This window comes from Pseudarthrobacter sp. NS4 (assembly GCF_024758005.1).
Lineage (GTDB): Bacteria > Actinomycetota > Actinomycetes > Actinomycetales > Micrococcaceae > Arthrobacter.
This window is the reverse complement of record NZ_CP103288.1, coordinates 1,560,487-1,584,199: the sequence shown is the minus strand read 5'-3', so window position 1 is coordinate 1,584,199 and position 23,713 is coordinate 1,560,487. Positions and strand designations below refer to the sequence as shown.

Genomic DNA, 23,713 nt, shown 5'->3' with positions numbered 1-23,713 from the left:
GTTGCCGTCGCTGCCACGCGGCCTTGGTGAGTCAGGGACGATGCCGGAGAATTTTTGGGGGCGCCCGGGAGTGGCATCGGGCCTACCGGAGCTGGGCGGCAAAGGATCGCAAGATCCTTTGCCGCCCAGCGTAGGGGCGGGGCGCCCCCAAAACTCGGAGGCGCCCCACCGTGAGAACGCTTAGACGCGCGGCTTCTCACGCATCTCGAAGGTCTCGATGATGTCGCCTTCGTTGATGTCGTTGTACGAGCCAAGACCGATACCACACTCGAAGTCCGTGCGGACTTCAGTGGCGTCATCCTTGAAGCGCTTGAGCGTCTCAACGGTGAGGTTGTCACCGATGATCTTGCCGTCGCGGCTGATGCGGGCCTTGGTGTTACGGCGGATGATGCCGGAACGGACGATCGAGCCGGCGATGTTTCCGAACTTGGAGGAGCGGAAGACTTCGCGGACCTCGGCAGTGCCGAGCTGGAATTCTTCGTATTCCGGCTTGAGCATGCCCTTGAGCGCCATCTCGATGTCATCGATTGCGGAGTAGATGACGGAGTAGAAGCGCATGTCCACGCCTTCGCGGTCTGCCAGTTCGGCAACCCGCTCGGCGGGCTTGACGTTGAAGCCGATGATGACGGCGCTGTCGACCGTTGCCAGGTTGACGTCGTTCTGCGTGATGGCACCAACACCGCGGTGGATGACGCGCAGCTGCACGCCTTCTCCGACGTCGATCTTGAGCAGGGCGTCTTCGAGGGCTTCCACGGCACCGGACACGTCACCCTTGAGGATGAGGTTGAGGGTGTCGATCTTGCCGTCGGCCACTGCCTGGTCGAAGTCTTCGAGGCTGATGCGCTTGCGGCGCTTGGCCAGGGCGGCGTTGCGGTCGGCTGCTTCACGCTTCTCGGCGATCTGGCGGGCGGTGCGCTCGTCAGCGGTCACGAAGAAGGTGTCACCGGCGCGCGGCACGTTGGACAGACCCAGCACCTGGACGGGGCGGGACGGGCCGGCCTCGGTCAGGGCGCTGCCGTCGTCGTCGAACATTGCACGGACGCGGCCGTGGGCCGTGCCTGCAACGATGGTGTCACCGACGCGCAGCGTACCGGACTGGACCAGGACGGTAGCAACCGCACCGCGGCCCTTGTCCAGGTTGGCTTCGATCGCGATGCCGCGGGCGTCCTTGTTCGGGTTGGCGCGCATGTCCAGGGCAGCGTCTGCGGTCAGCAGGACAGCCTCAAGCAGCTCGTCGATGTTGAGGTTCTGCCGGGCAGAGACCTCTACGAACATGGTGTCGCCACCGTACTCTTCGGGAACCAGGCCATACTCGGTCAGCTGGCCGCGGACCTTTTCCGGGTTGGCGCCTTCCTTGTCGATCTTGTTCACTGCCACCACGATCGGCACGTTGGCTGCCTGGGCGTGGTTGAGGGCTTCAACGGTCTGCGGCATGACGCCGTCGTCCGCTGCAACCACCAGGATGGCGATGTCGGTGACCTTCGCACCACGGGCACGCATGGCGGTGAACGCCTCGTGGCCCGGGGTGTCGATGAAGGTGATCTTGCGATCGTCGCCTTCGTGGAGGTGCGTGACCTGGTAGGCACCGATGTGCTGCGTGATGCCGCCGTGCTCGCCGGCCATGACGTCGGACTTGCGGATGGCGTCAAGCAGGCGGGTCTTACCGTGGTCCACGTGGCCCATGACGGTGACAACCGGAGGACGTGCCTCGAGTTCCTCGTCGCCTTCGGCTTCCAGCTCGGCGTCGAAGTCGATGTCGAACCCAGAGAGCAGCTCGCGCTCCTCGTCCTCGGGCGACACAACCTGGAGCTTGTAGCCAAGCTCCTCGCCCAGCAGCGCAAAAGTTTCTTCATCCAGCGACTGGGTGGCCGTAGCCATTTCACCGAGGTGGAAGAGAACAGTTACCAGTGCTGCGGGGTTTGCCTCGATCTTGTCAGCGAAGTCCGTGATGGACGAGCCGCGGCGCAGGCGGATGACAGTGTTGCCGTCGCCGCGGGGTACGCTCACGCCACCCAGCGACGGGGCACTCATCTGCTCAAGTTCCTGGCGCTTTGCACGCTTCGACTTGCGCTGCTTGCCGCGACCGGCGCCGCCCTTGCCGAAGGCGCCCTGGGTACCGCCGCGGCCGCGGCCGCCCTTGCCGAATCCACCGCCGGCGGGAGCACCGCCGCCGGTACCGGGAGCACCTGTGCCCGGGGCGCCACCTGGGCGTCCGGGACCACGGCCACCGCCACCGGGACGGCCGGCACCGGCACCGGCAGGTGCGGGACGCTCAGTGCGGTTGGGCATCATTCCGGGAGTAGGACGGTTTCCACCTGCACCACCGGGACGCGGTGCACCCGGGCGGGGTCCACCTGCGCCTGCTGCGGGACGGGGGCCGCCGGCACCGGCTGCGGGACGCGGACCACCCGGACGGGGACCACCGGCACCGGCTGCGGGACGCGGACCACCGGGACGATCGCCGTCGGTACGGCCGCCGCCCGCACGGGGCATGCCCTGGGACGTAGCGAACGGGTTGTTGCCCGGACGCGGAGCGCGGTCACCGTCGCCGCCACGGCCGCGGGGCATGCCCTGCGAGGTGGCGAAGGGGTTGTTGCCCGGACGGGGACCGCCGGGACGGGGTGCGGATGCACCGGGAGTGGAGCCACCCTGGCGGGCAGCAGGTGCAGCCGGGGTTTCAGCCTTGGGAGCCGGGCGTGCACCAGGCTTGGCGCCTGTGGACGGCGCGGCGGGTGCAGCCGGTGCTTCAGGCGTGCTGGCAGCGGGTGCTGCCGGAGCAACGGCCGGTGCCGGTGCTGCCGGAGCAGCAGCGGGTGCAGGTGCCTGCGCCGTGGGGGCCGGAGCCTTGGGCGCAGCCGGGCCGGGAGCGGGGGTTGAAGGGCGTGCTTCTGCCGCCGGAGCCGGCGCCTTGGGCGCGGCTGCCGGAGCTGCGGACTTGGCCGCGGCGTCGGGGTAGGCGTTGCGCAGCTTGCGCACCACCGGGGCCTCAATGGTGGAAGAGGCAGAGCGAACGAATTCGCCCAGTTCCTGCAGTTTTGTCACTGCATCTTTGGAAGTAATACCGAGCTCTTTCGCGAGCTCGTGTACGCGGACCTTGGCCACATTTCTCCTGTCTCGGTCCGCACCGAGCCAGGCACGAACCGTCTACTTCTTACTGCGGGCCCCAGCCGCACATGCTGCAGAAGGGCCCATTGCAGAGCGCAACAAAGTTGTCATCGTTACGCACTCATCGCTGGGAACTCATCGGGTTTCCATCAGATTTCTGACCCGCTTTCAGGTTGGACGGTTGGTGTCGCAGCCACCGGGGCGCCTGCGACGTTCGGGCCCGACTTGATCCGGTGTTCCACGGCGGAGGTTCCGGTTGCGCCCCGAAGGGCACGCCCGAATGCTCGCCGCTTGATCGCCAGAGCCAGGCACGATTCGCTGGGATGCAGCCATGCACCCCGGCCAGCCATCCGGCGTCGTTCATCCACCAGGACAGCGTTTGAACCGCTGCCTTCGGCGACGAGCCGGAGTAACTCAGACCGCAGCCCTTTCTTCCGGCATCCGATGCAGGTCCGTTCCGGTTGACTCCCGCTGGTAAGTACTTCTGCCACGGTCATCGTCCTGACGTTCATCTCTGCTGGCCACAGGTATTGCCCTCCCGCTGTCACGGAAAGGGCACACCCAAGGCGCACGGCTGCCGACCGTTAGGCGCGGTCCTATCTATTCTAGCCCCTCCGGGCCGTTCTGCCCGAACCACTTGGTGTTCCGGCGTGGCAGGTCCACCGGTAAGGTGGTCAGTTTTCCTTGGCCGTAGCGGCGTCGGAAACGATGTCGATCCGCCAGCCGGTGAGCTTCGCGGCCAGGCGGGCGTTCTGGCCCTCCTTGCCGATGGCCAGGGACAGCTGGTAGTCGGGAACCACCACGCGCGCGGACCGGGTTGCCTCATCGGTAATGGTGACCGAATTCACCCGCGAAGGTGAGAGAGCGCTGGCAATAAACGTGGCGGGGTTCTCGCTGAAGTCCACGATGTCGATCTTCTCGTCGTTGAGCTCGGTCATGACGGCACGGACCCGCGAACCCATTTCACCGATGCAGGCGCCCTTGGCGTTGATGCCCGGAATGTTGGCCTTGACGGCGATCTTGGTGCGGTGTCCTGCTTCACGCGCGAGGGCAACGATTTCCACCGAGCGGTCGGCGATCTCCGGCACTTCGAGTTCGAAGAGCTTGCGCACGAGGCCCGGGTGGGACCGGGACAACGTGACGGACGGGCCCTTGGAGCCGCGGTGGACGTCGATGACCAGGGCACGAAGCCGGTTGCCGTGGACGTACTTCTCACCGGGGACCTGCTCGGGCGGCGGCAGCAGCGCTTCCACGGACCCCAGGTTGACCTGGATCATGTGCGGGTTGTTGCCCTGCTGGATGGTGCCGGATACCAGCTCACCTTCGCGGCCTTTGAACTCGCCCAGGACGTTGTCGTCTTCAACGTCGCGGAGCCGCTGCAGGATGATCTGGCGCGCGGTGCTTGCGGCGATGCGGCCGAATCCTTCCGGCGTGTGCTCGAACTCGCCAATGGGGGCGCCGTCGTCGTCAATCTCGACAGCCCAGATGGTCACGTGGCCGCTCTTGCGGTCGAGCTCGGCCCGGGCCTTTTCAAATGCGCCGGGAGACTTGTGGTACGCCACCAGGAGCGCCTGCTCGATGGTGGGAATCAGGAGGTCCAGCGGGATTTCACGCTCACGCTCCAGAAGTCTCAGTGCGCTCATGTCAATATCCATCAGGCCTCCTCAGAAGGTCCATTGTGTTCAGGTTCCAGACCGCCCTCATCGAGGTGGCTGAATTCGATCTCGACTTTTCCGCTGCGGATCCTGTCGAAAGGAAGTTTTACCGGGTCGCCCTGCTTGGGCTTCATGCCCTTCTTGACCGCGATCTCCGGGATGAGCGTCACGCCGCTGTCGTCCACGGACTGGATGCGGCCTGTGATGTTGTCGCCCTGGACCACGTTGACCTTGACCATCCGGCCCTTGGCCCGGTGCCAATGCCGTGGTTCCGTCAGCGGGCGCCCCACGCCAGGTGAGGACACTTCAAGATCGTACGGGCGGCCGTCGTCACCGGGGTCGTTATCCAGCACATCGGAGAGCACCTTGGAAATCTCGGCAATGACATCCAGGTTGACCCCGCCGGTTTCCTCCTGTGGCAGGTCCACCACAACGTGGACCACCCGGTGGGAGCCGGCAACGCTAATGGCGACGTCCTCAAGGTACAGGCGGTTTGCCCGGACCGGGGGTTCAAGGAGCGCCCGGAGCCGGGCAGCTTCCGGATTGTGTGCGGCTGCGGAGTCAGGCCGACCCGTTCCGGTGTGGTCTGGTGAAGCCGTGGCTTCTGCATTGCTCACGATGCCGGCCGCCTCCCTATAGATGATGTTGTGTGTACTAGCGTAGCTATTTTACCGGCTTAGTGGTGCACGGAGTTCCCTCCCCGGCGTGACACCATGGTCTGTTGTGAACGACGACAACCAGGAAAACCGCCCCCGGATGCGCTATTTCCGGTACGCCGTCCTGTCGCTCGCAGCCCTCCTCGTCCTTAGCCTGGGATTCGCCCTCATCCCCGCCGAACCCCCGGCTCCGCAGGCGCCGCCGTTCTCCGAGCAGGCGCGTACAGCGGCCTTCGAAGACGCCCTGAAGCTCCGCACAGCCGGGCGGCAGCTCGCTGCCGGAACCACCGATGGCGGTGCTGCCGCCTCCGCACACCGGGTTGTGACCTTGCTGACCATCCAGGCCCGTGCGCTGCTGCTGCCGGAGGACGCAGCCCCGGCATCCGCGTCCGCCACGTCCACTGCTCCCCCGGCCTCCGCTGCCCCGGAGATGACGATGGCCGGGCTTGCCACCGCATTGGCCGCCAGCGGTTCCCAGCGGTTGAAGGATGCGGAAACTGCCGACGGCGGAATGGCCCGGCTGCTGGCAGGGGCAGGCACAGCCCAGCTTCTCGCGGCCCGTGACCTCGCAGCCGCCGCGGGCGCGCCGGAGGCTGTAGCCGGGTACGGCCGGGCGGCGGCAAATGCACCGGAGCCCGGGACACCCCCCACACCCTGCCCATCGGTTCCGCCTGCCGCGACGGGCCCGGGCACTGCCCTTGCGGCGGCTGCCGTCGCCGAACAAGAGGCGGTTTACGGCTACCAGGCCGCCCTGACCCGGCTGCCTCCCGCGGAGGCCGGGCCGGCGTCGGAATTCCTGGACCGGCACCAGGTCCTCGCGGTAGACGCTGAAGCCCTCAGCCGCCTCTACTGCGGCACTCCCCCGCCACAGCAGCCCGGCTATGTTCTGGATGCCGGCTTCCTGGCCGCACCGGCGGCCGGCCTGGCGCGGCTGGAAGCCGCAACCCTGCCGGCCTACGGAGACGTGGTGGCACTCACGCATGGTCCTGCCCGCGCATGGGCACTGTCGGCGATGCAGTCCGCGGCGGACCGCGCCCTCCACTGGGGCGGTGACCCCGGTCCGGTTCCGGGACTGGCGTTGGATGAGGCACAGCTTCCGCCCCTCCCCGGGTAAGGCACCAGCTCCGCCTTTCGGCTCCGTCCGACGGGCCGCAGCCGCTCGCGCCCCTGCTGCGCTTAGGCTGGACCTGATGAGCCAGCACACAGCAGTACCCATTCCCCCGGACCTCACCGCACGGTACCGCCGGAGCAGTGCAGGACGGGCATGGCTTGGCTCACTTCCCGGCCTGATCCAGGGACGGCTTGAACACTGGCGCCTGGAGCCCGACCTTCCTGACGGCACGCTGCCGTGGAACGGCCATGGCGGAGTGGTGATCCCGGTGCTTCAGGCGGACGGCTCCCCTGCGGTCCTCAAAGTTGCTTTTCCGCATGATGAAGCAAGGGTTGAACGGCATGCCCTGGCTCTGTGGCAGGGCCGCGGGGCGGTAACTTTGCTCGAATCGGACGCGGGCACCTGCGCCATGCTCCTGGAGCGGCTGGAGGCAATGCACTCGCTCAACAACGTGCCGCTGGAGGACGCCGTGAATGTCTGGGGCGGACTGGTCCGGCAGCTAAGCCTCCGCCCGGACGACCGGCCCCAGTGGCACGAGTTCCAGCACATCGCAGCGCGTGCTGAACAGTGGAGCGATGACCTCCCCGCCGATTGGGAACAGCTGGGGCGGCCCTTCCCCCGCTGGCTGCTCGAAGCGGCCCTGGAGGTATGCCAGACCCGCGGCGCGGTGGGACGGCGCTCCGGGCGCGATGCCCTGGTGCATACGGACCTGCACTTCCTCAATGTCCTGGCCCGGCCCGGCGTCCCCGCAATGGATGGAGGGCCGACGGCGGCGGGATACGCCGCCATCGATCCCCAGCCCATGATCGGCGAACCGGAATTTGCCGTGGCCCCGCTCCTGTGGAACCGGATCAGGGATCTGCCCGCCAGCCAGCCCGGGGACGCGCTCCTGCGCCGGTGTGCCGACTTCAGCGCGGCGGCGGACCTGGACACTGATGTGGCCCGGCAATGGGGCATTGCCAGGGAAGTAGCCAACGCGCTGTGGTACGCCGGTATGCCGGACCACCAGGGCGACATGGCACGCTCGCTTTGGGTGGCCAGCACCCTTGCCGGCCGGACGCTGGAAGGGCTGCCGCCGGCGCATGCTCTGCGCGAACCAGGACAGGCACCCGGCGCCGGATAAAGTGCCGATGAGGGTTCCGGTCAGGTACCGCGTACGGCAGCCAGGGCGGACCTGACGGCATCCACTGCCGTGCCCACATCTTCACCGGCCGTGTGCCAGTTGCTGACTGAAACCCGCAGGATGTCCCGGTCGCGCCAGCGGGAGCCCGACATCCAAACCCTGCCGTCCTCGATGATGCGGGCTGTTACCGCGCGGGTGGTGTCATCGTCACCGAAAGCCACGCACACCTGGGTGTAGTCGACGTCGTTCAGCACCTCCACGCCGTCCAGCCCGGCCAGTCCGGCGGCGATGTCAGAGGCAGCCGCAGCCAGACCCCTGACCTGGGCTGCCACACCGTCGCGGCCAAGGCTTTTCAACGCAGCCCACACCGGCACGCCGCGGGCCCGGCGGGACAGTTCCGGGACTCTTTCGAAGGGGTCCCCGGGCCCTTCCGCGTCGTGCACCAGGTAACTGGTGTGCAGGCCCATGGCCGAGCGAAGTGCGGAGGCGTCCCGGACGATGGCGACACCGCAGTCATACGGCACATTCAATGTCTTGTGGGCATCTGTCGCCCACGAGTCCGCGTCCTCGCAGCCGCTGGTCAGGTGGCGCAGCTCCGGCGCGGCGGCCGCCCACAGTCCGAAGGCCCCGTCAATGTGGACCCATGCGCCATGCTTCTTCGCAACGGCGATCGCGTCGGCAAACGGATCAAAGGCACCGGAGTGAAGGTTCCCGGCCTGCAGGCATACTAAAGCCGGCCCCGCACCTTCCCGCAGCGCCGCATCCAGCGCTGACGGAATCAGGCGTCCCTGGCCATCGGCGTCAACCACGGCGGGCCGCCCCAGCCCCAGGTACCGCAGGCCGAGGTCCACAGTGTCATGCCGCTCCCGGCCCACGAAGCAGCGGATCCGCGGGGCACCGGAGAGCCCGTCCCGGTCCAGGTCCCAGCCCGCGTCGGTGAGAAGCCGCCATCGCCCGGCGGCCAGCCCGGTGAAGTTGGCCATGGTGGCACCGGTGACAAATCCCACGTCGGAGCCCGCAGGCAGCCCCAGCAAGTCCAGAAGCCAGTTTCCGGCGCCTTCCTCGATGGCTGCCATGGCCGGGGTGGCGTAGCGGAGCCCGGCATTCTGGTCCCAGGCGCTGACCAGCCAGTCGGAAGCAAGTGCTGCCGGCAGGGTGCCGCCGATAACCCAGCCAAAGAACCGGCCGGAGGGCATTGCCATCAGCCCGGGTTCGGCCGTCCGCGCCAGGAAGTCCACCACGTCTTCGGCCGGCATTCCCTGCCGGGGCAGGAGCCCGCCGAAAGCATCGGTAAGGTCATGGGCAGCGGCGCTGGGTCCCACCCGCCGCTCGGGAAGGCTTTGCAGCCAGGCCGTGGAGTGGCGCACGGCAGCTGCCATGGCCCGGGCGTAGTCCTCGTCGCCGCGTGACATACCTGCATGCTACGCCTCGCCGCGGTCAGCCACGAGGGGCCAAAACCGGCCAGGGTCAGGCAAAATTTTCCTGCCAGATGTCATACCCGAGTTTGATGATGAGGGCCGCCACTACCACCAGGAAAACCACGCGGACGAAGCGGCTCCCCTGCTTTACGGCCGTCCGTGCGCCCAGGTACCCGCCGGCCATGTTGGACAGGCCCAGCAGCAGCCCCAGCCCCCACAAAATGGAGCCGTGGGGCAGGAAGAACAACAGCGCGCCCGCGTTGGTGGCCATGTTCACGATCTTTGCTTTGGCGCTGGCTTCCAGGAAGGCGTAACCCATGGCCGAGACCAGGGCGATGACCAGGAACGAGCCGGTGCCCGGGCCGATGAGGCCGTCGTAGAAACCGATGACGGCGCCGATGAGGCAAGCCACCACGTAGTGCCTGTGGCCGTCATGCCGCAGTGCTGTGAGGTCTCCGACAGAGGGTTTGAGTGCCGTGAAAAGCGCGACGGCGACCAGCGCGGTGACGATGATGGGTTTGAAGACGTTGGCGGGCAGGGTGGCCGCCAACACGGCACCGCCGAAACTGCCCGCCAAGGCGATCAGGGCCATGGGCAGCGCCGTCTTCAGGTCCGGCCCCACCCGCCGGTAATAGGTGGTGGCGCTGGTGGCCGTTCCGAAAATGGAGCCCAGTTTATTGGTAGCCAGGGCCTGCACAGGCGTGATGCCCGGGACCAGCAGCAGGGCGGGCAGCTGGATCAGCCCGCCCCCGCCCACCACGGCATCCACCCAGCCGGCAGCGAAACCTGCCAGCACCAGCAGGAGGAGCGTTGTCAGCTGGAGGGATTCAAGTCCCAGGTCCACCGCCGGGGATCAGCTGTTGCGGACGGCGTTGACCACGTAGTCAACCGCCTTGTCAACCGCTACGTTCTCTGCCTCGCCCGTGCGCCGGTCCTTTATTTCGACAACGCCGTCCACCAGGCCGCGGCCGACGGCCAGGATTGTGGGAACACCCACCAGTTCGGCATCCCCGAACTTGACGCCGGGCGACACCTTGGGCCGGTCGTCGAGGAGAACGTCAAGGCCCGCTGCCTCAAGGTCCGCTGCCAGGCGCTCCGCGGTTGCAAAGATTTCCTCGCCCTTGCCCACCGCCACCACATGGACGTCGGCGGGAGCAACAGTCCGGGGCCAAACGAGGCCCCTTGCGTCGTGGTTGGACTCGGCCAGCGCCGCAACCGCCCTGGTAACGCCCACGCCGTAGGAGCCCATGGTCACCGTGACCTGCTTGCCGTTCTGGTCCAGGACCTTCAGTTCCAGGGCTTCGGCGTACTTGCGGCCAAGCTGGAAGATGTGCCCCATCTCGATGCCGCGTGCGATCTCCAGCGGGCCGGAACCGTCCGGGGCGGGATCACCTGCGCGGACATCGGTGCATTCGATGACGCCGTCCCAGGTGAAGTCACGGCCGGCCACCAGGCCGAAGACGTGCTTGCCGGCTTCGTTGGCGCCGGTGATCCAGGCTGTGCCGCGGACCACGCGGGGATCCACCAGGTACAGGAGCTTGGTTGGGCTTTCGGCGCCCAGCAGCGGCTCATCCAGGGACAGGCCGGGGCCAAGGTAGCCCTTGACGATGAGGGGCTGCTTCTTGAGGTCATCGTCATTGGCAGCCTCAAGGCCGATTTCGCCGCCGATGGGCAGGAAGGAGCCGATGTTTGCCTCAACGCGTTTCAGGTCCACGCCGCGGTCACCCGGAAGGCCGATGACCACCAGCTGGCGTTCTCCGGTGGGCAGGGTGACGGCGAGCACCACGTTCTTGAGCGTATCGGCGGCAGTCCATGCGCCGCCGTCGGCCTCGCTGCGCGGCGCGAGTTCGTTGGACGCGGCCACCAGCGTTTCGATGGTGGGGGTATCCGGGGTGTCAAGGACTTCGGCGGCGGGAGCCGCGCTGAAGTCGATATCCTTCGGGACAACGGTGGTGACGGCCTCGACATTGGCTGAATATCCGCCGGCGGAGCGCACGAACGTGTCCTCGCCGATGTCCGTGGGATGGAGGAATTCCTCGCTCTTGGAGCCACCCATGGCGCCGGCCGTGGCGGTAACGGGAATGACCTCCAGGCCGAGGCGCTCGAAGATGCGGAGGTAGGCACCTCGGTGGGCCATGTAACTGGCGTCGAGGCCGGCGTCGTCCACGTCAAAGGAGTAAGAGTCCTTCATAATGAACTCGCGTCCGCGAAGCAGGCCAGCGCGGGGACGCGCTTCGTCCCGGTACTTGTTCTGGATCTGGTAGAGGCTCAGCGGCAGGTCCTTGTAGGAGGAATACAGGTCCTTCACCAGCAGCGTGAACATTTCCTCATGGGTGGGGGCCAGCAGGTAATCGGCGCCCTTGCGGTCCTGGAGCCGGAACAGGCCCTCGCCGTACTCGGTCCAGCGGTTGGTGGCCTCGTACGGTTCGCGGGGCAGGAGAGCCGGGAAGTGAACCTCCTGGGCCCCGATGCCGGCCATCTCCTCACGGATGACGGCTTCCACTTTGCGCAGGACGCTCAGTCCCAGCGGCAGCCAGGTATAGATGCCGGGGGCCGCGCGGCGGATATAGCCTGCGCGGACCAGGAGCCGGTGGCTTGCCACCTCGGCATCGACGGGATCTTCACGCAGGGTGCGCAGGAACAGCTGGGACAGTCGTGTAACCACGGGTGGGTATCCGTTTCTGGGGAAGTGCTGGATCAGCAGGGCCGGACAATTCGTCTGGGTACTAATCTACCGGCACACGGCGCCCCGCTCAGACTGCTGCTGTCCTGAGGCGGACACAGAAGAGCCACGCCCGGAAATACAAAGCCCCTGGCCCCCCAAAAGGCTGGTCATCGCATCCGGACGTGGCTCAGCGCCGTTATCGCCCAAGTACTGGTGAGGACTGGTGAGACCGCCCACGCCACTCCAGCGCAGCTAGATCGAACCTATGTGATGGGCGGCACGTTGACAAGTAATTTTTCGCCTCGGCCTGTCGACCTGCGGTAGCGCGGGACTAAAAGAGAACGGTAGCGAACGTGCCCACCTGCCGGAAACCGACGCGTTCGTAGGTTGACCGCGCCCTGGTGTTGAATCCGTTGACGTAGAGGCTGGTGACAGGTGCAACCTTTTGTGCCTGCTCCACAACGGCAGACATGTAGCCGGAGCTTAAACCCTGTCCACGGAAGAGCGGGTTCATCCAAACGCCCTGGATCTGGGTGACATCCGATGTAACAGCACCAAGCTCCGCTTTGAACACCACTTCGCGGGCGTCATTGAGGTGGACGAGGGAATGGCCCTGCCGGATCAGCCCTTCCACCCGGCGGCTGTAGAATTCCCTCCCGCCCAGGAAAGGCGAATATCCGACTTCCTCCTCGAACATGGCGGCGCAGGCGGGAAGGATGCGGTCAAAATCCGCGAGGTTTCCCAGTCCGAGGCCGGGGTTCGGCTCAACGCAGGGAGGCCCGTCAATAATCATCAAGGGCTGCTCGGCCCGCACTTCATGTGCGCGGTGGCCCCGCTCCACAAGTTCCGTGTGAAGGGCCAGCACCGAGTCTGCAGGACCAAAGGCGGAGGCATAGCGGCGGCCGGACCTGTTGGCTGCCTCGGCCACCGCCCCGGCCAGGGCAGGATCCAGCTGGACCGGAACCAGATTGGCACCGGCCCAGCACGCACCCACCAGGACGCCGTCGTCGAAAACTCCAAAAATGCCGGCACCGCCGCTGGTGGGGGCGGCCGTGCCGGCGGCGCGCAGGTGGGCCAGGATGAACACATTGGTGACCGGATCCTGCTGTGCCAGCCGCTTCAGGGCATCAGTATCCCGGCCGTCCAGCGTGCGGACCGACATCCCCGCCAGATCGGAAACGTCCCTACGAGACGCTAACCACGGGGCTACCCTTGACAGCATCTTCGCCATCGGCCTCCCCCATCTCTTCCGCGATACGCATGGCCTCTTCGATCAGTGTCTCAACAATTTCGCTCTCGGGGACAGTCTTAATGACTTCACCCTTCACAAAAATCTGGCCCTTGCCGTTACCGGAAGCAACACCGAGGTCGGCTTCACGTGCCTCGCCCGGCCCGTTCACCACGCAGCCCATGACAGCCACACGCAGCGGGATCTCCATACCCTCCAGCCCTGCCGTAACCTGCTCCGCCAGCGTGTACACATCCACCTGGGCGCGGCCGCAGGACGGGCAGGACACAATTTCGAGCTTGCGGGGGCGCAGGTTCAGGGACTGCAGGATCTGGTTTCCAACCTTGATTTCTTCCACCGGCGGGGCCGAGAGGGAGACGCGGATGGTGTCGCCGATACCGCGGGACAGCAGTGCTCCGAAAGCTGTGGCCGACTTGATGGTTCCCTGGAATGCAGGCCCTGCCTCGGTCACGCCAAGGTGGAGTGGCCAGTCGCCCTTCTCCGCCAGCATTTCGTACGCCGCAACCATTATGACGGGGTCGTTGTGCTTCACGGAGATCTTGAAGTCATGGAACCCGTGCTCCTCGAAGAGCGACGCTTCCCAGACTGCGGACTCCACCAGCGCTTCGGGGGTGGCCTTGCCGTACTTCTTGAGGATGCCCGGCTCCAGTGAACCGGCATTGACGCCGATGCGGATGGATGTGCCGTGATCGCGCGCGGCAGCGGCGATTTCCTTGACCTGATCGTCGAACTTGCGGATGTTTCCGGGGTTCACGCGCACCGCCGCGCAACCGGCCTCGATAGCGGCGAACACGTACTTCGGCTGGAAGTGGATGTCCGCGATAACCGGGATCTGGGATTTCCGGGCGATGATGGGCAGCGCCTCGGCATCGTCCGCAGAGGGGCAGGCAACGCGCACAATGTCGCAGCCGGACGCCGTCAGCTCCGCGATCTGCTGCAGGGTGGCGTTGATGTCAGTGGTGGGTGTGGTGGTCATCGACTGCACACTGATAGGGAAATCTGAGCCCACCCCAACGGATCCGACCTTGATCTGGCGGGTCTTCCGGCGCGGGGCAAGGACGGGTGGCGGTGCTGACGGCATTCCCAGGCTGACCGAGGTCACGTGGACTCCTAGAGTTGAAAGGGTGAAGAAGCGGTTACGCGGCGAGCCCGGCAAGCACGCCGGTCACCGGAGACCATTCAGTGATGCGGATTCCTGCAATGACTCCGGCGGCTGCAAAGGGGTCCTGCTTGAGGATTGAGTTGAGCCCGGCTTCGTCTGCTGCCTTGAAGATCAGCAGAGCGCCCGCGCCGTCGCCGTAGGGGCCGCTGGCAAGGATGGCGCCGTCCTGCGCCAGGGTCCCGGTCCATTCACGGTGGGCGGGGCGGGCCTCGTTCCGGGCTTCGGTGGAATCGGCGGCGTAAACGTACTCAACGGCAAAAACTGTCATACCGCTACCCTATCGCCATGGCTGCCTTCCCACCCATCCGGGTGGCACTTCCAGGCCGGACGGCAAACCCTGTTTCAGGTGAGGAAGAGGACCTTGACCACAGCCGCGATACCGGCAGCCCAGAGCATGGAGGTCAGTGTTCCGATAATGAACCGCTCAGCCGCTACTGGCGTCTCCTTCAACTCCGCGAACCTGCCCAGGCCTTTGATGGCCACAATATAGGCGATGGCCACCGGCTGGCTGGTGAGGATGGCCAGGCACACGCCCAGCCGTTCAAGGATTCCGATAATGGCCCCGCCGCGCAGGATCCGTTGGCTTGGCAGCAAGGGTTCTGCAGCTGAAGCGCCCGACGCCGGATGGTCCGGCCCGGCAGTCAGCTCGCCGTCCACATTCTGGCCGGCTGTGTCCGGGTGCCCTGCGCGTGCAGGGTCAACAGTGACGTCGGCGGACGGATCCTCTGCAGCCCGCCGGGCCTGCTCTGCCGCCTTGGCCGCATCCGCCTTGTCGTCAATGGTCCTGGCGACCTTGAAGACAAGCGCCGTCACGGGCCAGCCGGCAAAACCCGCCACGAGCAGTGCGGCCGTGATCCACAGTGCGTTCACTGCGCTCCTTCGCTATGGGAACCGGCAATCCTTGAATGCGAATAGTCCAGGAGCATCGCTGCTGCCGGCCTGGCTGCCCATTCTTCCTGCCAGCCGGACCGAAGAACGGTACGGCTCACCGACTGTTCACTGATTCCAAGCTCCGCCGCAACCTGTTTTTGGCGACCATGCCTGCCCGTACCTTGGCGGCGGAGGGCATCCACCACCCGCCATTGGGCTTCCGTGCGCTCCTGGACGAGGCGGCCCAGCAGGCGCAGCACTGCCTCGGCATTTGCACATGCCCTTACCCCCTCGCCGCCTGCGGATTGGCTTCCCGCTTCCTTGCCCATGGTGCCCGACACCACCGACAAGGGAACCTGATGGCCTGAGGTTTTGGCCTGTTCAACGGCTTTTCGTGCGGCAACGAACCCGGTGCCCGTCCCCTCCCGCGGGCTGGCGCCGGCGGGAAGGGATACAGTGCCTACGCCGATGCCCACGTACCAGCGACCGGTACGCAGTGCATGCAGGGCAATGTCCACGACGTCGGCCGCGTCTCTGACTGCTCCCTGGAGCTCGTCGCCTACCGACCGCTCAAAGGCAGAAGGGGTCAGTTCCGCAAGCTCCGAGATGAGGTCCGGAACCCGGTCCCTGTCACCGGTGCTGCCCTGCTGGTCGATTGTCATTACGAACATAAAGCAACCATAAGAGGCTGACTACCAATAATCAACCAAAAATGACTGATCCCTGTGAATCACCCTTTTATGACTGACGGTCAGCCGAAGAGATTGATGGGCTTTACGATATCCGCGTAGATCAACAGCGCGCTCATCCCCATCAGCAGGACCACCACCACATAGGTCGCGGGCAGCAGTTTGGCTATGTCGAAGGCACCGGGATCAGGCCGTCCGAAGAGCTTGGCGACCCGTCGACGGGCGCCTTCGTAGAGCGCCCCGGCAACGTGGCCGCCATCGAGCGGCAGAAGCGGGACCAGGTTGAAGACTGCCAGGGCAAAGTTCAGCCCGGCCATCAGGCCGACCAGGGTGGCCACCCGCGACTGGACCGGGATTTCCTCCATGGCAGCGACTTCGCCGGCCACCCGGCCCACACCCACCACGCTGATGGGACCGTTGGGGTCGCGCGGCTCTTCGCTGAAGGCAGCTTTCGCCACGCCTACCACCCGTGCCGGCAGGTTGAAGATCACCCCGGCCACCTGGCGGATGTTCTCCCCCGCCATCGGCAGGACGGACGATGCCGGCTGGGGCACCAGTTCTGTCTGCGCACCGATTCCCAGGAAGCCGACATCCTGGTAACGGAGGTTCCCCGCGTCGTCCGTTTCCTGCCTGCCGTCCACGCCGATGATGGGCCGGGCTGACAAAACGGGTGTGACCGTCGTCGAAACCGGGGCCCCGCCGCGTTCCACGGTGATGGCCACTTCGCGGCCGGCGGAGGCGCGGATCCACTCGGTCAGCTGGTCCCAGCTGGTCACGTCCTTTCCATCAAAGGAAGTGACGGTGTCATTGGGCTGCAGGCCCGCGGCAGCAGCAGGCGTGAGCTGGCAATCAGCAGAATCAGGATCGACTGTCTCGCCCGCGGCCACCTGGCACTTGGAGACGTCGGAGATGGTTGTGGTGGCCGTTGCCATCCCGAAGCCCATCAGCAGGACGGCGGTCAGGATCAGGCCGAGGACCATGTTCATGGCCGGTCCGCCCAGCATCACAATGATCTTTTTCCATACCGGGAGCCGGTAGAAGACGCGGTTTTCGTCGCCCGGGCCCACTTCCTCGTGCGCCATTGACCGCGCTTCGGTGGCCAGGGTCTGGAACATCCCCGTGCTGGAGGGGCGGACGGACCCGTCGTCCTTGTTGGGTGGGTACATGCCGATCATGGATACGTAACCGCCCAACGGTATGGCCTTTACGCCGTACTCGGTTTCGCCTCTCCGCTTGGACCACAAGGTGGGGCCAAAGCCGATCATGTACTTGGTCACACGCACCTTGAAGAGCTTGGCGGGCACCAGGTGGCCCACTTCGTGGAGCGCGATGGAGGCAGCGATGCCGATGGCCACAAAGACGACGCCGAGGACAAAAAGAAGAACGGGGGTCATGGAGGTGCTGCTGCTTCCTAGAGACTGCTGACTGCTAAACGTTCGTGTGCGCGGGCACGTGCCCAGCTCTCAGCATCGAGTACGGATTCCACCGTCAGCCGTGAGGAGCCTGAGTGTTCGCTGAGGACGTCTTCCACGGTGTCCACTATGTCAGTGAACCGAATGCGGCCGTCATGGAAGGCCGTTACCGCCTCCTCGTTTGCCGCATTGAAGACTGCGGGGAAGGTGCTCCCCTGCTTGGCGGCCTCCTTGGCGAGTTCGACGGCGGGGAAAGCGGCCACGTCCAGTGGTTCAAAGGTCCAGGTGGCGGCCTTGGTCCAGTCGCAGGCTGCCGCGGCGTTGGATACCCTCTCAGGCCAGCCCAGCCCCAGGGCTATGGGCAGGCGCATGTCCGGCGGGGACGCCTGAGCAATGACTGAACCGTCGACGAACTCGACCATGGAATGCACTACGGACTGGGGATGGACAACAACGTCTATCCGGTCCAGCGGAACATCGAACAGCAGGTGCGCCTCTATCACCTCAAGGCCCTTGTTCACCAGCGTGGCCGAATTGGTGGTGACCATGACGCCCATGTCCCAGGTGGGATGCGCCAACGCCTCCTGCGGGGTGACCCCGTGAAGCTCCTCCCGGCTCCTGCCCCGGAACGGCCCTCCGGACGCGGTAAGGATCAATTTTTCCACTTCGCCGGCAGTGCCCGCGCGCAGGCACTGGGCAATCGCGGAGTGCTCGGAGTCCACGGGAACAATCTGACCCTCCCGGGCGGCAGCCTTGACGAGCTCCCCGCCCACAATAAGGGACTCCTTGTTGGCGAGGGCCAGTGTGGCGCCGGAGCCCAGTGCCGCCAGGGTGGGTGCCAGGCCGATCGAACCGGTGATCCCGTTGAGCACCACGTCCGCCTCGATCTGCGCTATGCGGGTGGAAGCATCGATGCCGGATACGATCTCCGGCCGGTAGCCGGGCTTTCCTGCTGCGGCGGCCGCTTCATCAATCAGCGTTGCCAGCCGGCCCGGGTCACCGCCCGCTATTCCTACCGCTGCAGCACCCGTGTGGACCGCTTGCCGGGCGAGGAGTTCCAGGTTGCCGCCGCCTGCGCTGAGTGCCACGACCTCGAACAGGTGCGGGGCGCCGTCGACGACGTCAATCGCCTGGGTGCCGATGGAACCGGTGGATCCGAGGAGGACGATTCTGCGTGGCTGCATTGCTTAAGTATCTCCCACCGGGGTGCCCGGACAGCCCGCAGGAACCGCGGCACTCAGGCCGCTGCCAGTTCCATCAGGCCCTTGCCCAGGGTGGCCACCGCTCCCACGTAGGCGATGGCCGTGACGATCCGCCGCGCGGCAGCTGCAGGCACCCTGCCGGACAACAGATCCCCGGCCACGATTCCAACGATCATGGCCGCAAGGATCGCCAGCCACTGCCAGCCTTCCAGGCCGGGAACATGCCCGCCCGACAGCACGTATTTGCTGATGAGCGAGCTTAAGCCCGTGGTGATGAAGTACGGCTGGAGGGTGGCACTAAAGCTTTTCTGCTCCCAGCGCGTGGCGATGGCGTACGCCGTGATGGACGGACCGCCCACGCCCGCCGCGGCGTTCATGAGACCGCTGGAAAACCCCAGCGACACCATGGGAACCGCCCCACTGGCACGCCACGATGTCCTGGTCAGCCGTTGTGAAGCGAGCAGGGCAATGACGAGCAGAATGCCGATGCAGATCTGCAGCGGCGCTTCGGGCACGTTGCTGGCCAGCCACGCACCAGGCAGGACGCCGGCCAGGGCCGCGAGCGCCAGTCCGAAGTACTTCTTCCAGGCCACATGCCTCCAGACCCGGGAGAGGATGAGCAGGGACGAGGCCGCACCGCAAAGATTGACGATCATGACGCCGTCGAAGGGGCCCAGGAGAACCACCAGCACCGGTGCAACGAGCAGCCCGAAGCCAAGGCCTGCGATCCGCTGGGCCAACGCGCCTGCGATTACGGCCATCAGCACCAGTACAAACATCCCTCGATCCTAGTGGCAGCTTCCCGGTGGGCGGGCGTAACGTGGATCCCGTGGACTGGCTGTCATGGTTCGACGCGCCGGAATACGAGTTCGCCCGGCAAGTGCTGCAGCGAGGGGTGGCAGCACTGTACTTTGTTGCATTTCTGTCCTCACTGAACCAGTTCCCCGCGTTGCTGGGTGAGCGGGGGCTCCTCCCGGTCCCGCAGTACCTCGGCGTCTTCAGCAGGATGCCCCGGCCCACCCTGTTCCGTTGGCGGTACTCCGACGGGCTGCTCCGGGCCGTCTGCGCAGCAGGGCTCGTGGTGTCGGCGTTGCTTATGGCCGGAATTCCGCAACTGGGACCGCCGTGGGTGCCGCTGATTGCATTCCTGGCGCTCTGGCTGCTGTACATGTCCATCGTGAACGTGGGCCAGACGTTCTACGGCTTCGGCTGGGAGATGCTGCTCCTTGAAGCGGGCTTCACCGTGGCGTTCCTCGGTTCTGACCAGACGGACCCGCCCCGCACCATCCTGATCCTGATCGTGTGGCTCGTGTTCCGCCTGGAATTCGGTGCCGGGATGATCAAGATCCGCGGCGGCCGGGAGTGGCGGGACCTGACTGCCCTGTACTACCACCATGAAACGCAGCCGATGCCCGGTCCACTCAGCCGGCAGGCGCATCTCCTGCCCAAGCCCCTCCACAAGGTGGAGGTGGTGGGCAACCACTTCGCCCAACTGGTGGTCCCGTTCTTCCTGTTCGCACCGCAGCCGGTGGCCAGCGTAGCGGCGGGAATTGTCATTTTCACCCAGCTGTGGCTGGTGGCTACCGGAAACTTCGCCTGGCTGAACTGGATCGCCATTGTGCTGGCCTTCGCCGCTGTCAGCGACCCGGTGGCCCATGCGGTGCTGCCGGCAATCCCCCTGGATTGGCACGGAGCGGGTGTGGACAGGGAAACTCCGGTCTGGTGGCTGGCCATCACGCTCGCAGCCACCCTGTTGCTGGTGGTGCTCAGCTACTGGCCACTGCGGAACCTGTTCTCCCGCCGGCAGCTGATGAACGCGAGCTTCAACCGCTGGCAGCTGGTCAACACGTACGGCGCCTTCGGGACTGTCACCAAGCAGCGGATCGAGATCGTGGTGGAGGGGACCCTGGATGAAGATCCCGACGACTCCTCGGACTGGCGAGAGTATGGCTTCAAGGGCAAGCCCGGGGATGTGAGGCGCATCCCCCGGCAATGGGCGCCGTACCACCTGCGGCTGGACTGGCTGATGTGGTTCCTGCCGCTGAGGACGGTGCACGAAGAGTGGTTCTACGCGTTCCTCACCAAGCTGCTGGAGGCGGACCGGAAAACGTTGCGGCTCCTGCGCCACGACCCGTTCGACGGCGAGCCACCCCGCTGGGTGCGCGTGCTCAGCTACCACTATCGCTTCGCCACCCGGCAGGAGTTCCGGGAGACGGGAAACCGGTGGGTGCGGACACTGCTCTACGAACCCATCCCGCCCATTTCCCTGCGGCGGTCCCACGGCCGGCGAAGGTGAGCAGCGGGCAAAGGTGGGCATCCCGCAGAGGTGAACAGCGGGCAAAGGTGAGCGTCCCGCAGAGGCGAACACCCGGCGTCGGGCGCTTCTAGGCGTGCTTCCCTGCACGACGGATGATGGCCTCGGCCTGTTTGATGACTGGTCCGTCGATCATCTTTCCGTTGTGCTCGAAAACCCCGGAACCCGCCGTCCGGGCGGCCTCCAGCAGGGCTGTTGCCGCGGCCACGTCAGCTTCGGAGGGAGCATACGCGCCCCGTACTACTGCCGCCTGGCTGGGGTGGATGCAGGCTTTGGAGCTGAATCCGGATGCGACAGCGTCGCCGGCTTCCGCCGCCAGGCCTGCAAGGTCCGGGATGTTGACGTAGACGGCGTCAACGGCCTCCTTGCCAAAAGCACGGGCTGCCAGCAGCACGGTTGAACGGGCGTGCAGCGCCACTGCCCGGTAGCCGCCGTCGTCCATTCGGCTGGACGTGCCGCCCAGGGTCGCCAGCAGGTCCTCGGCTCCCCACATCAGTGCCACCACATTGGGTGCGGCTGCAATGGCCGGGGCATTCAGGACACCCAGGGCGGTCTCGCACAACGCGATGACCTGGTAGCCCCCAAGGGCTTTCAACTGGTCGGCGCTTTCCGCCTTCGCCAGCATGACGGTCCGGTAGGGCGTGTGCGCCAGGCAGTGCAGGTCCTTTTCAAATTCCTCCGTCCCGGCAGGATTCACCCTGATGATGGTCCGGCTGGGCTCCAGCTCCGGGATGTCACCGGTGGTTCCCACCTGGGCGAGGATGGCACCGCGTGCGCGCTGCTTGTCGGCGGGGGCAACTGCGTCCTCAAGGTCAAGGATCACGGCATCGGCGCGCGTGGCAGCCTTCTGGTAGCGTTCCGGCCGGTCAGCGGGGCAAAAGAGCAGGGCAGGGCCCATCAGAAAGGTCATACCGGAATTCTCTCCTGTCCGCTGCCGGACTGCCTCCTGTGGGCCTCACGCGTCCACATCAGGCAGCTTCGGGTGGCGAGCGCCACCACGGTGCCGTCCTGGTTCCTGCCGGTGTGCTGCATGGTGACGATCCCCTGGCCCGGCCGTGATTCGGAGAGCCGCTTGCCGGCGATCACCGTCTCCGTATAGAGGGTGTCCCCGTGGTACAGCGGGTGCGGGAAGGAAACGTCAGTCAGGCCCAGCTGGGCAATGATGGTTCCCTGGGTCAGCTGGGTGACGGACTGGCCCACCACAGTGGCGAGCGTGAACATGGAATTGACCAGCCGCTGGCCGAAGGGCTGGGCGGCGCTCCAGGCCGCATCCAGGTGCAGTGCCTGCGTGTTCATGGTGAGGGTGGTGAACAGCACGTTGTCCGCCTCCGTCACAGTACGTCCGGGACGATGCGCATAAACCACTCCCTCTTCGAGCTCATCGAAGTACAGCCCGCGCTGCTCGATGACGCGCCGTCCGCCGTCGTCCTTCTGCCGGGCATCCTGACCGTTGCTGCCGCCGGTCATACGGTGAGTTCCCGGTCTTCCTCGAACAGCTCGGCGCCGGTGGCGGCGGCAACGTCCTCCACCGAGACGTTGGGGGCCAGCTCGCGCAGTACCAGGCGGGACCCGAAGGTGTCCTGGACGACGTCGATGACGGCGAGGTCCGTGATGATGCGGTCCACGCACCCCTTGCCGGTCAGCGGAAGTGAACATTGCTGGACAATCTTGGGGTTGCCGCTGCGGTCCACGTGTTCCATCATCACGATGACCTTCTTGGCGCCGAACACCAGGTCCATGGCCCCGCCCATGCCCTTGACCATCTTGCCCGGGATCATCCAGTTGGCCAGGTCGCCGTTGGCGGCCACCTCCATGGCACCCAGGACAGCAACGTCCACATGGCCGCCCCGGATCATTCCGAAGGAAGCTGCGGAGTCGAAGAACGCGGCGCCCTTGTTAACGGTGACGGTTTCCTTGCCCGCATTGATCAGGTCCGGATCCACGGCATCCTCTGCCGGATACGGGCCTACGCCCAGAATGCCGTTCTCGGAGTGGAGGACCACTTCAACGCCCTCGGGAATGTAGTTGGGAATCAATGTGGGCATGCCGATCCCGAGGTTCACATACTGGCCGTTGCTGAGCTCCATGGCCACCCGTGCGGCCAACTCGTTGCGTGTCCAGCCTTTGGTTTCGGCCTCACCGGTTCCGTCACCGGGGGCGGCTTGCTGCTGGGAGGGCGCGCGCCGGAACTCGGGCCGGACGCCTTCCGGACGGGGAGCGTAGGGGCTGTTGGGATCCATCGTTATGCTCCTGCCTGCTGGTTGCTGCCGGGTCCTGTTGCGGATCCGCCGCCGGCGGGGACAGCAAGGGCCACGGTCCGCTTCTCGATCCGTTTCTCGGCGTTGGGGGCAAGGACCACCCGCTGAACGAAAATCCCGGGGGTGTGGATGCGCCCGGGGTCCAGTTCGCCCGGCTCCACGAGTTCCTCCACCTCCGCGATGGTGATCCGGCCGGCCATGGCGCAGAGCGGGTTGAAGTTCATGGCGGTGGCGTGGAAGACGAGGTTGCCGTGCCGGTCTCCCTTCCAGGCATGGACCAGCCCGAAGTCGGGTGTCAGGGCTTCCTCCAGGACATAGTCCACATCGCCGAAGGAACGCACCTCCTTGGGTTCTGATGCCACCGCGATGCCGCCGTCGGCGTCGTACTTCTGCGGCAGGCCACCCTCGGACACCTGCGTGCCTACCCCCGCCTTCGTGTAGAAGGCAGGGATGCCGGCGCCGCCCGCGCGAAGCTTCTCCGCAAGCGTGCCCTGGGGCGTGAGGACCACTTCCAGTTCGCCGGCCAGGTACTGGCGGGCGAACTCCTTGTTTTCGCCCACGTAGGAGCTGATGGTGCGGCGGATGCGTCCATCCCGGAGCAGGATGCCCAGGCCCCAGTCGTCCACGCCGCAGTTGTTGCTGACGGTTTCCAGTTCCGAGGTGCCGGCGCGGTGCAGCGCATCGATCAGGGTGACGGGAATTCCGCAGAGTCCAAACCCGCCCACGGCCAGAGAGGCGCCGTCCGGTATGTCCGCCACTGCTTCGTCGGCGCTGGCAACAACCTTGTCAATCATCATTGATCCTTTCAGGCCGGCTGCAGTCCC

The 23,713-nt window shown here is 65.9% G+C and carries 22 protein-coding genes; 3 read left to right on the top strand and 19 right to left on the bottom strand.

The window, feature by feature from the left end; genetic code table 11:
- Positions 1 to 180 precede the first annotated feature (180 nt).
- From infB to rimP, 4 genes are all read right to left on the bottom strand, one after another.
- Positions 181 to 3,102, bottom strand: coding sequence for a translation initiation factor IF-2 (gene infB, locus NXY83_RS07390; protein WP_258805435.1), 2,922 nt, complete (start codon positions 3,100 to 3,102; stop codon positions 181 to 183).
- A 152-nt stretch (positions 3,103 to 3,254) separates the two neighbouring features.
- Positions 3,255 to 3,602, bottom strand: coding sequence for a YlxR family protein (locus NXY83_RS07385; RefSeq protein WP_258806098.1), 348 nt, complete (start codon positions 3,600 to 3,602; stop codon positions 3,255 to 3,257).
- 177 nt (positions 3,603 to 3,779) lie between these two features.
- On the bottom strand, positions 3,780 to 4,760 hold the full coding sequence (gene nusA, locus NXY83_RS07380; protein WP_258805434.1) for a transcription termination factor NusA: 981 nt from the start codon (positions 4,758 to 4,760) through the stop codon (positions 3,780 to 3,782).
- A complete protein-coding gene (rimP, locus tag NXY83_RS07375) occupies positions 4,760 to 5,377 on the bottom strand; it encodes a ribosome maturation factor RimP (protein ID WP_258805433.1) in 618 nt (205 codons plus the stop codon). The genes nusA and rimP overlap by 1 nt, the downstream gene beginning before the upstream one ends.
- Before the next feature lie 106 nt (positions 5,378 to 5,483).
- Between rimP and NXY83_RS07370 the strand changes: the two genes are divergently transcribed.
- The gene (locus tag NXY83_RS07370) at positions 5,484 to 6,530 is read left to right on the top strand and encodes a ferritin-like domain-containing protein (protein ID WP_258805432.1); all 1,047 of its coding nucleotides are present in this window, start codon (positions 5,484 to 5,486) and stop codon (positions 6,528 to 6,530) included.
- A gap of 76 nt (positions 6,531 to 6,606) precedes the next feature.
- On the top strand, positions 6,607 to 7,650 hold the full coding sequence (locus NXY83_RS07365) for an aminoglycoside phosphotransferase family protein (protein WP_258805431.1): 1,044 nt from the start codon (positions 6,607 to 6,609) through the stop codon (positions 7,648 to 7,650).
- Positions 7,651 to 7,670: 20 nt separating this feature from the next.
- Here the strand turns inward: NXY83_RS07365 and NXY83_RS07360 are convergent, their stop codons facing one another.
- The 11 genes from NXY83_RS07360 to NXY83_RS07310 form a co-directional block, all read right to left on the bottom strand.
- Positions 7,671 to 9,062, bottom strand: a complete 1,392-nt coding sequence (locus NXY83_RS07360; protein ID WP_258805430.1) for a pyridoxal phosphate-dependent decarboxylase family protein — start codon at positions 9,060 to 9,062, stop codon at positions 7,671 to 7,673.
- A 55-nt stretch (positions 9,063 to 9,117) separates the two neighbouring features.
- Complete coding sequence (locus tag NXY83_RS07355) at positions 9,118 to 9,912, bottom strand: sulfite exporter TauE/SafE family protein (RefSeq protein WP_258805429.1); 795 nt, start codon at positions 9,910 to 9,912, stop codon at positions 9,118 to 9,120.
- A 9-nt stretch (positions 9,913 to 9,921) separates the two neighbouring features.
- Positions 9,922 to 11,733 (bottom strand): proline--tRNA ligase, encoded by a 1,812-nt coding sequence (locus NXY83_RS07350; RefSeq protein ID WP_258805428.1) that lies wholly within the window; start codon positions 11,731 to 11,733, stop codon positions 9,922 to 9,924.
- Between the two features lie 331 nt (positions 11,734 to 12,064).
- Positions 12,065 to 12,955, bottom strand: coding sequence for a DUF4081 domain-containing GNAT family N-acetyltransferase (locus NXY83_RS07345; protein WP_258806097.1), 891 nt, complete (start codon positions 12,953 to 12,955; stop codon positions 12,065 to 12,067).
- On the bottom strand, positions 12,918 to 14,084 hold the full coding sequence (gene ispG, locus NXY83_RS07340) for a flavodoxin-dependent (E)-4-hydroxy-3-methylbut-2-enyl-diphosphate synthase (RefSeq protein ID WP_079595518.1): 1,167 nt from the start codon (positions 14,082 to 14,084) through the stop codon (positions 12,918 to 12,920). The genes NXY83_RS07345 and ispG overlap by 38 nt, the downstream gene beginning before the upstream one ends.
- 34 nt (positions 14,085 to 14,118) lie before the next feature.
- The gene (locus NXY83_RS07335) at positions 14,119 to 14,412 is read right to left on the bottom strand and encodes a YciI family protein (protein ID WP_258805427.1); all 294 of its coding nucleotides are present in this window, start codon (positions 14,410 to 14,412) and stop codon (positions 14,119 to 14,121) included.
- A gap of 74 nt (positions 14,413 to 14,486) precedes the next feature.
- The gene (locus NXY83_RS07330) at positions 14,487 to 15,014 is read right to left on the bottom strand and encodes a hypothetical protein (RefSeq protein ID WP_258805426.1); all 528 of its coding nucleotides are present in this window, start codon (positions 15,012 to 15,014) and stop codon (positions 14,487 to 14,489) included.
- On the bottom strand, positions 15,011 to 15,685 hold the full coding sequence (locus NXY83_RS07325) for a MarR family transcriptional regulator (protein WP_258805425.1): 675 nt from the start codon (positions 15,683 to 15,685) through the stop codon (positions 15,011 to 15,013). Before NXY83_RS07325 ends, NXY83_RS07330 begins: the two co-directional genes overlap by 4 nt.
- 80 nt (positions 15,686 to 15,765) lie before the next feature.
- On the bottom strand, positions 15,766 to 17,097 hold the full coding sequence (locus NXY83_RS07320) for a M50 family metallopeptidase (protein WP_258805424.1): 1,332 nt from the start codon (positions 17,095 to 17,097) through the stop codon (positions 15,766 to 15,768).
- A 17-nt stretch (positions 17,098 to 17,114) separates the two neighbouring features.
- Positions 17,115 to 18,299 (bottom strand): 1-deoxy-D-xylulose-5-phosphate reductoisomerase, encoded by a 1,185-nt coding sequence (gene dxr, locus NXY83_RS07315; protein ID WP_258805423.1) that lies wholly within the window; start codon positions 18,297 to 18,299, stop codon positions 17,115 to 17,117.
- 53 nt (positions 18,300 to 18,352) lie between these two features.
- Positions 18,353 to 19,096, bottom strand: a complete 744-nt coding sequence (locus NXY83_RS07310; protein WP_258805422.1) for a TSUP family transporter — start codon at positions 19,094 to 19,096, stop codon at positions 18,353 to 18,355.
- Between the two features lie 50 nt (positions 19,097 to 19,146).
- Here NXY83_RS07310 and NXY83_RS07305 point away from each other — a divergent pair, with 50 nt between their 5' ends.
- Complete coding sequence (locus NXY83_RS07305; protein ID WP_258805421.1) at positions 19,147 to 20,613, top strand: lipase maturation factor family protein; 1,467 nt, start codon at positions 19,147 to 19,149, stop codon at positions 20,611 to 20,613.
- Positions 20,614 to 20,701: 88 nt separating this feature from the next.
- On the opposite strand, the gene NXY83_RS07300 is transcribed toward NXY83_RS07305, so the two are convergent.
- Genes NXY83_RS07300 through NXY83_RS07285 form a run of 4 tightly spaced genes read right to left on the bottom strand, consistent with a single transcriptional unit; the run spans position 20,702 to position 23,683 of the window.
- Entirely contained in the window at positions 20,702 to 21,541 is an 840-nt protein-coding gene (locus NXY83_RS07300) for an HpcH/HpaI aldolase/citrate lyase family protein (protein ID WP_258805420.1), read from the bottom strand.
- The gene (locus tag NXY83_RS07295) at positions 21,538 to 22,098 is read right to left on the bottom strand and encodes a MaoC family dehydratase (RefSeq protein WP_258805419.1); all 561 of its coding nucleotides are present in this window, start codon (positions 22,096 to 22,098) and stop codon (positions 21,538 to 21,540) included. Before NXY83_RS07295 ends, NXY83_RS07300 begins: the two co-directional genes overlap by 4 nt.
- On the bottom strand, positions 22,095 to 22,871 hold the full coding sequence (locus NXY83_RS07290) for a CoA transferase subunit B (RefSeq protein ID WP_309484127.1): 777 nt from the start codon (positions 22,869 to 22,871) through the stop codon (positions 22,095 to 22,097). The genes NXY83_RS07295 and NXY83_RS07290 overlap by 4 nt, the downstream gene beginning before the upstream one ends.
- Before the next feature lie 2 nt (positions 22,872 to 22,873).
- Positions 22,874 to 23,683 (bottom strand): CoA transferase subunit A, encoded by an 810-nt coding sequence (locus NXY83_RS07285; RefSeq protein WP_258806095.1) that lies wholly within the window; start codon positions 23,681 to 23,683, stop codon positions 22,874 to 22,876.
- Between the last annotated feature and the right edge of the window lie 30 nt (positions 23,684 to 23,713).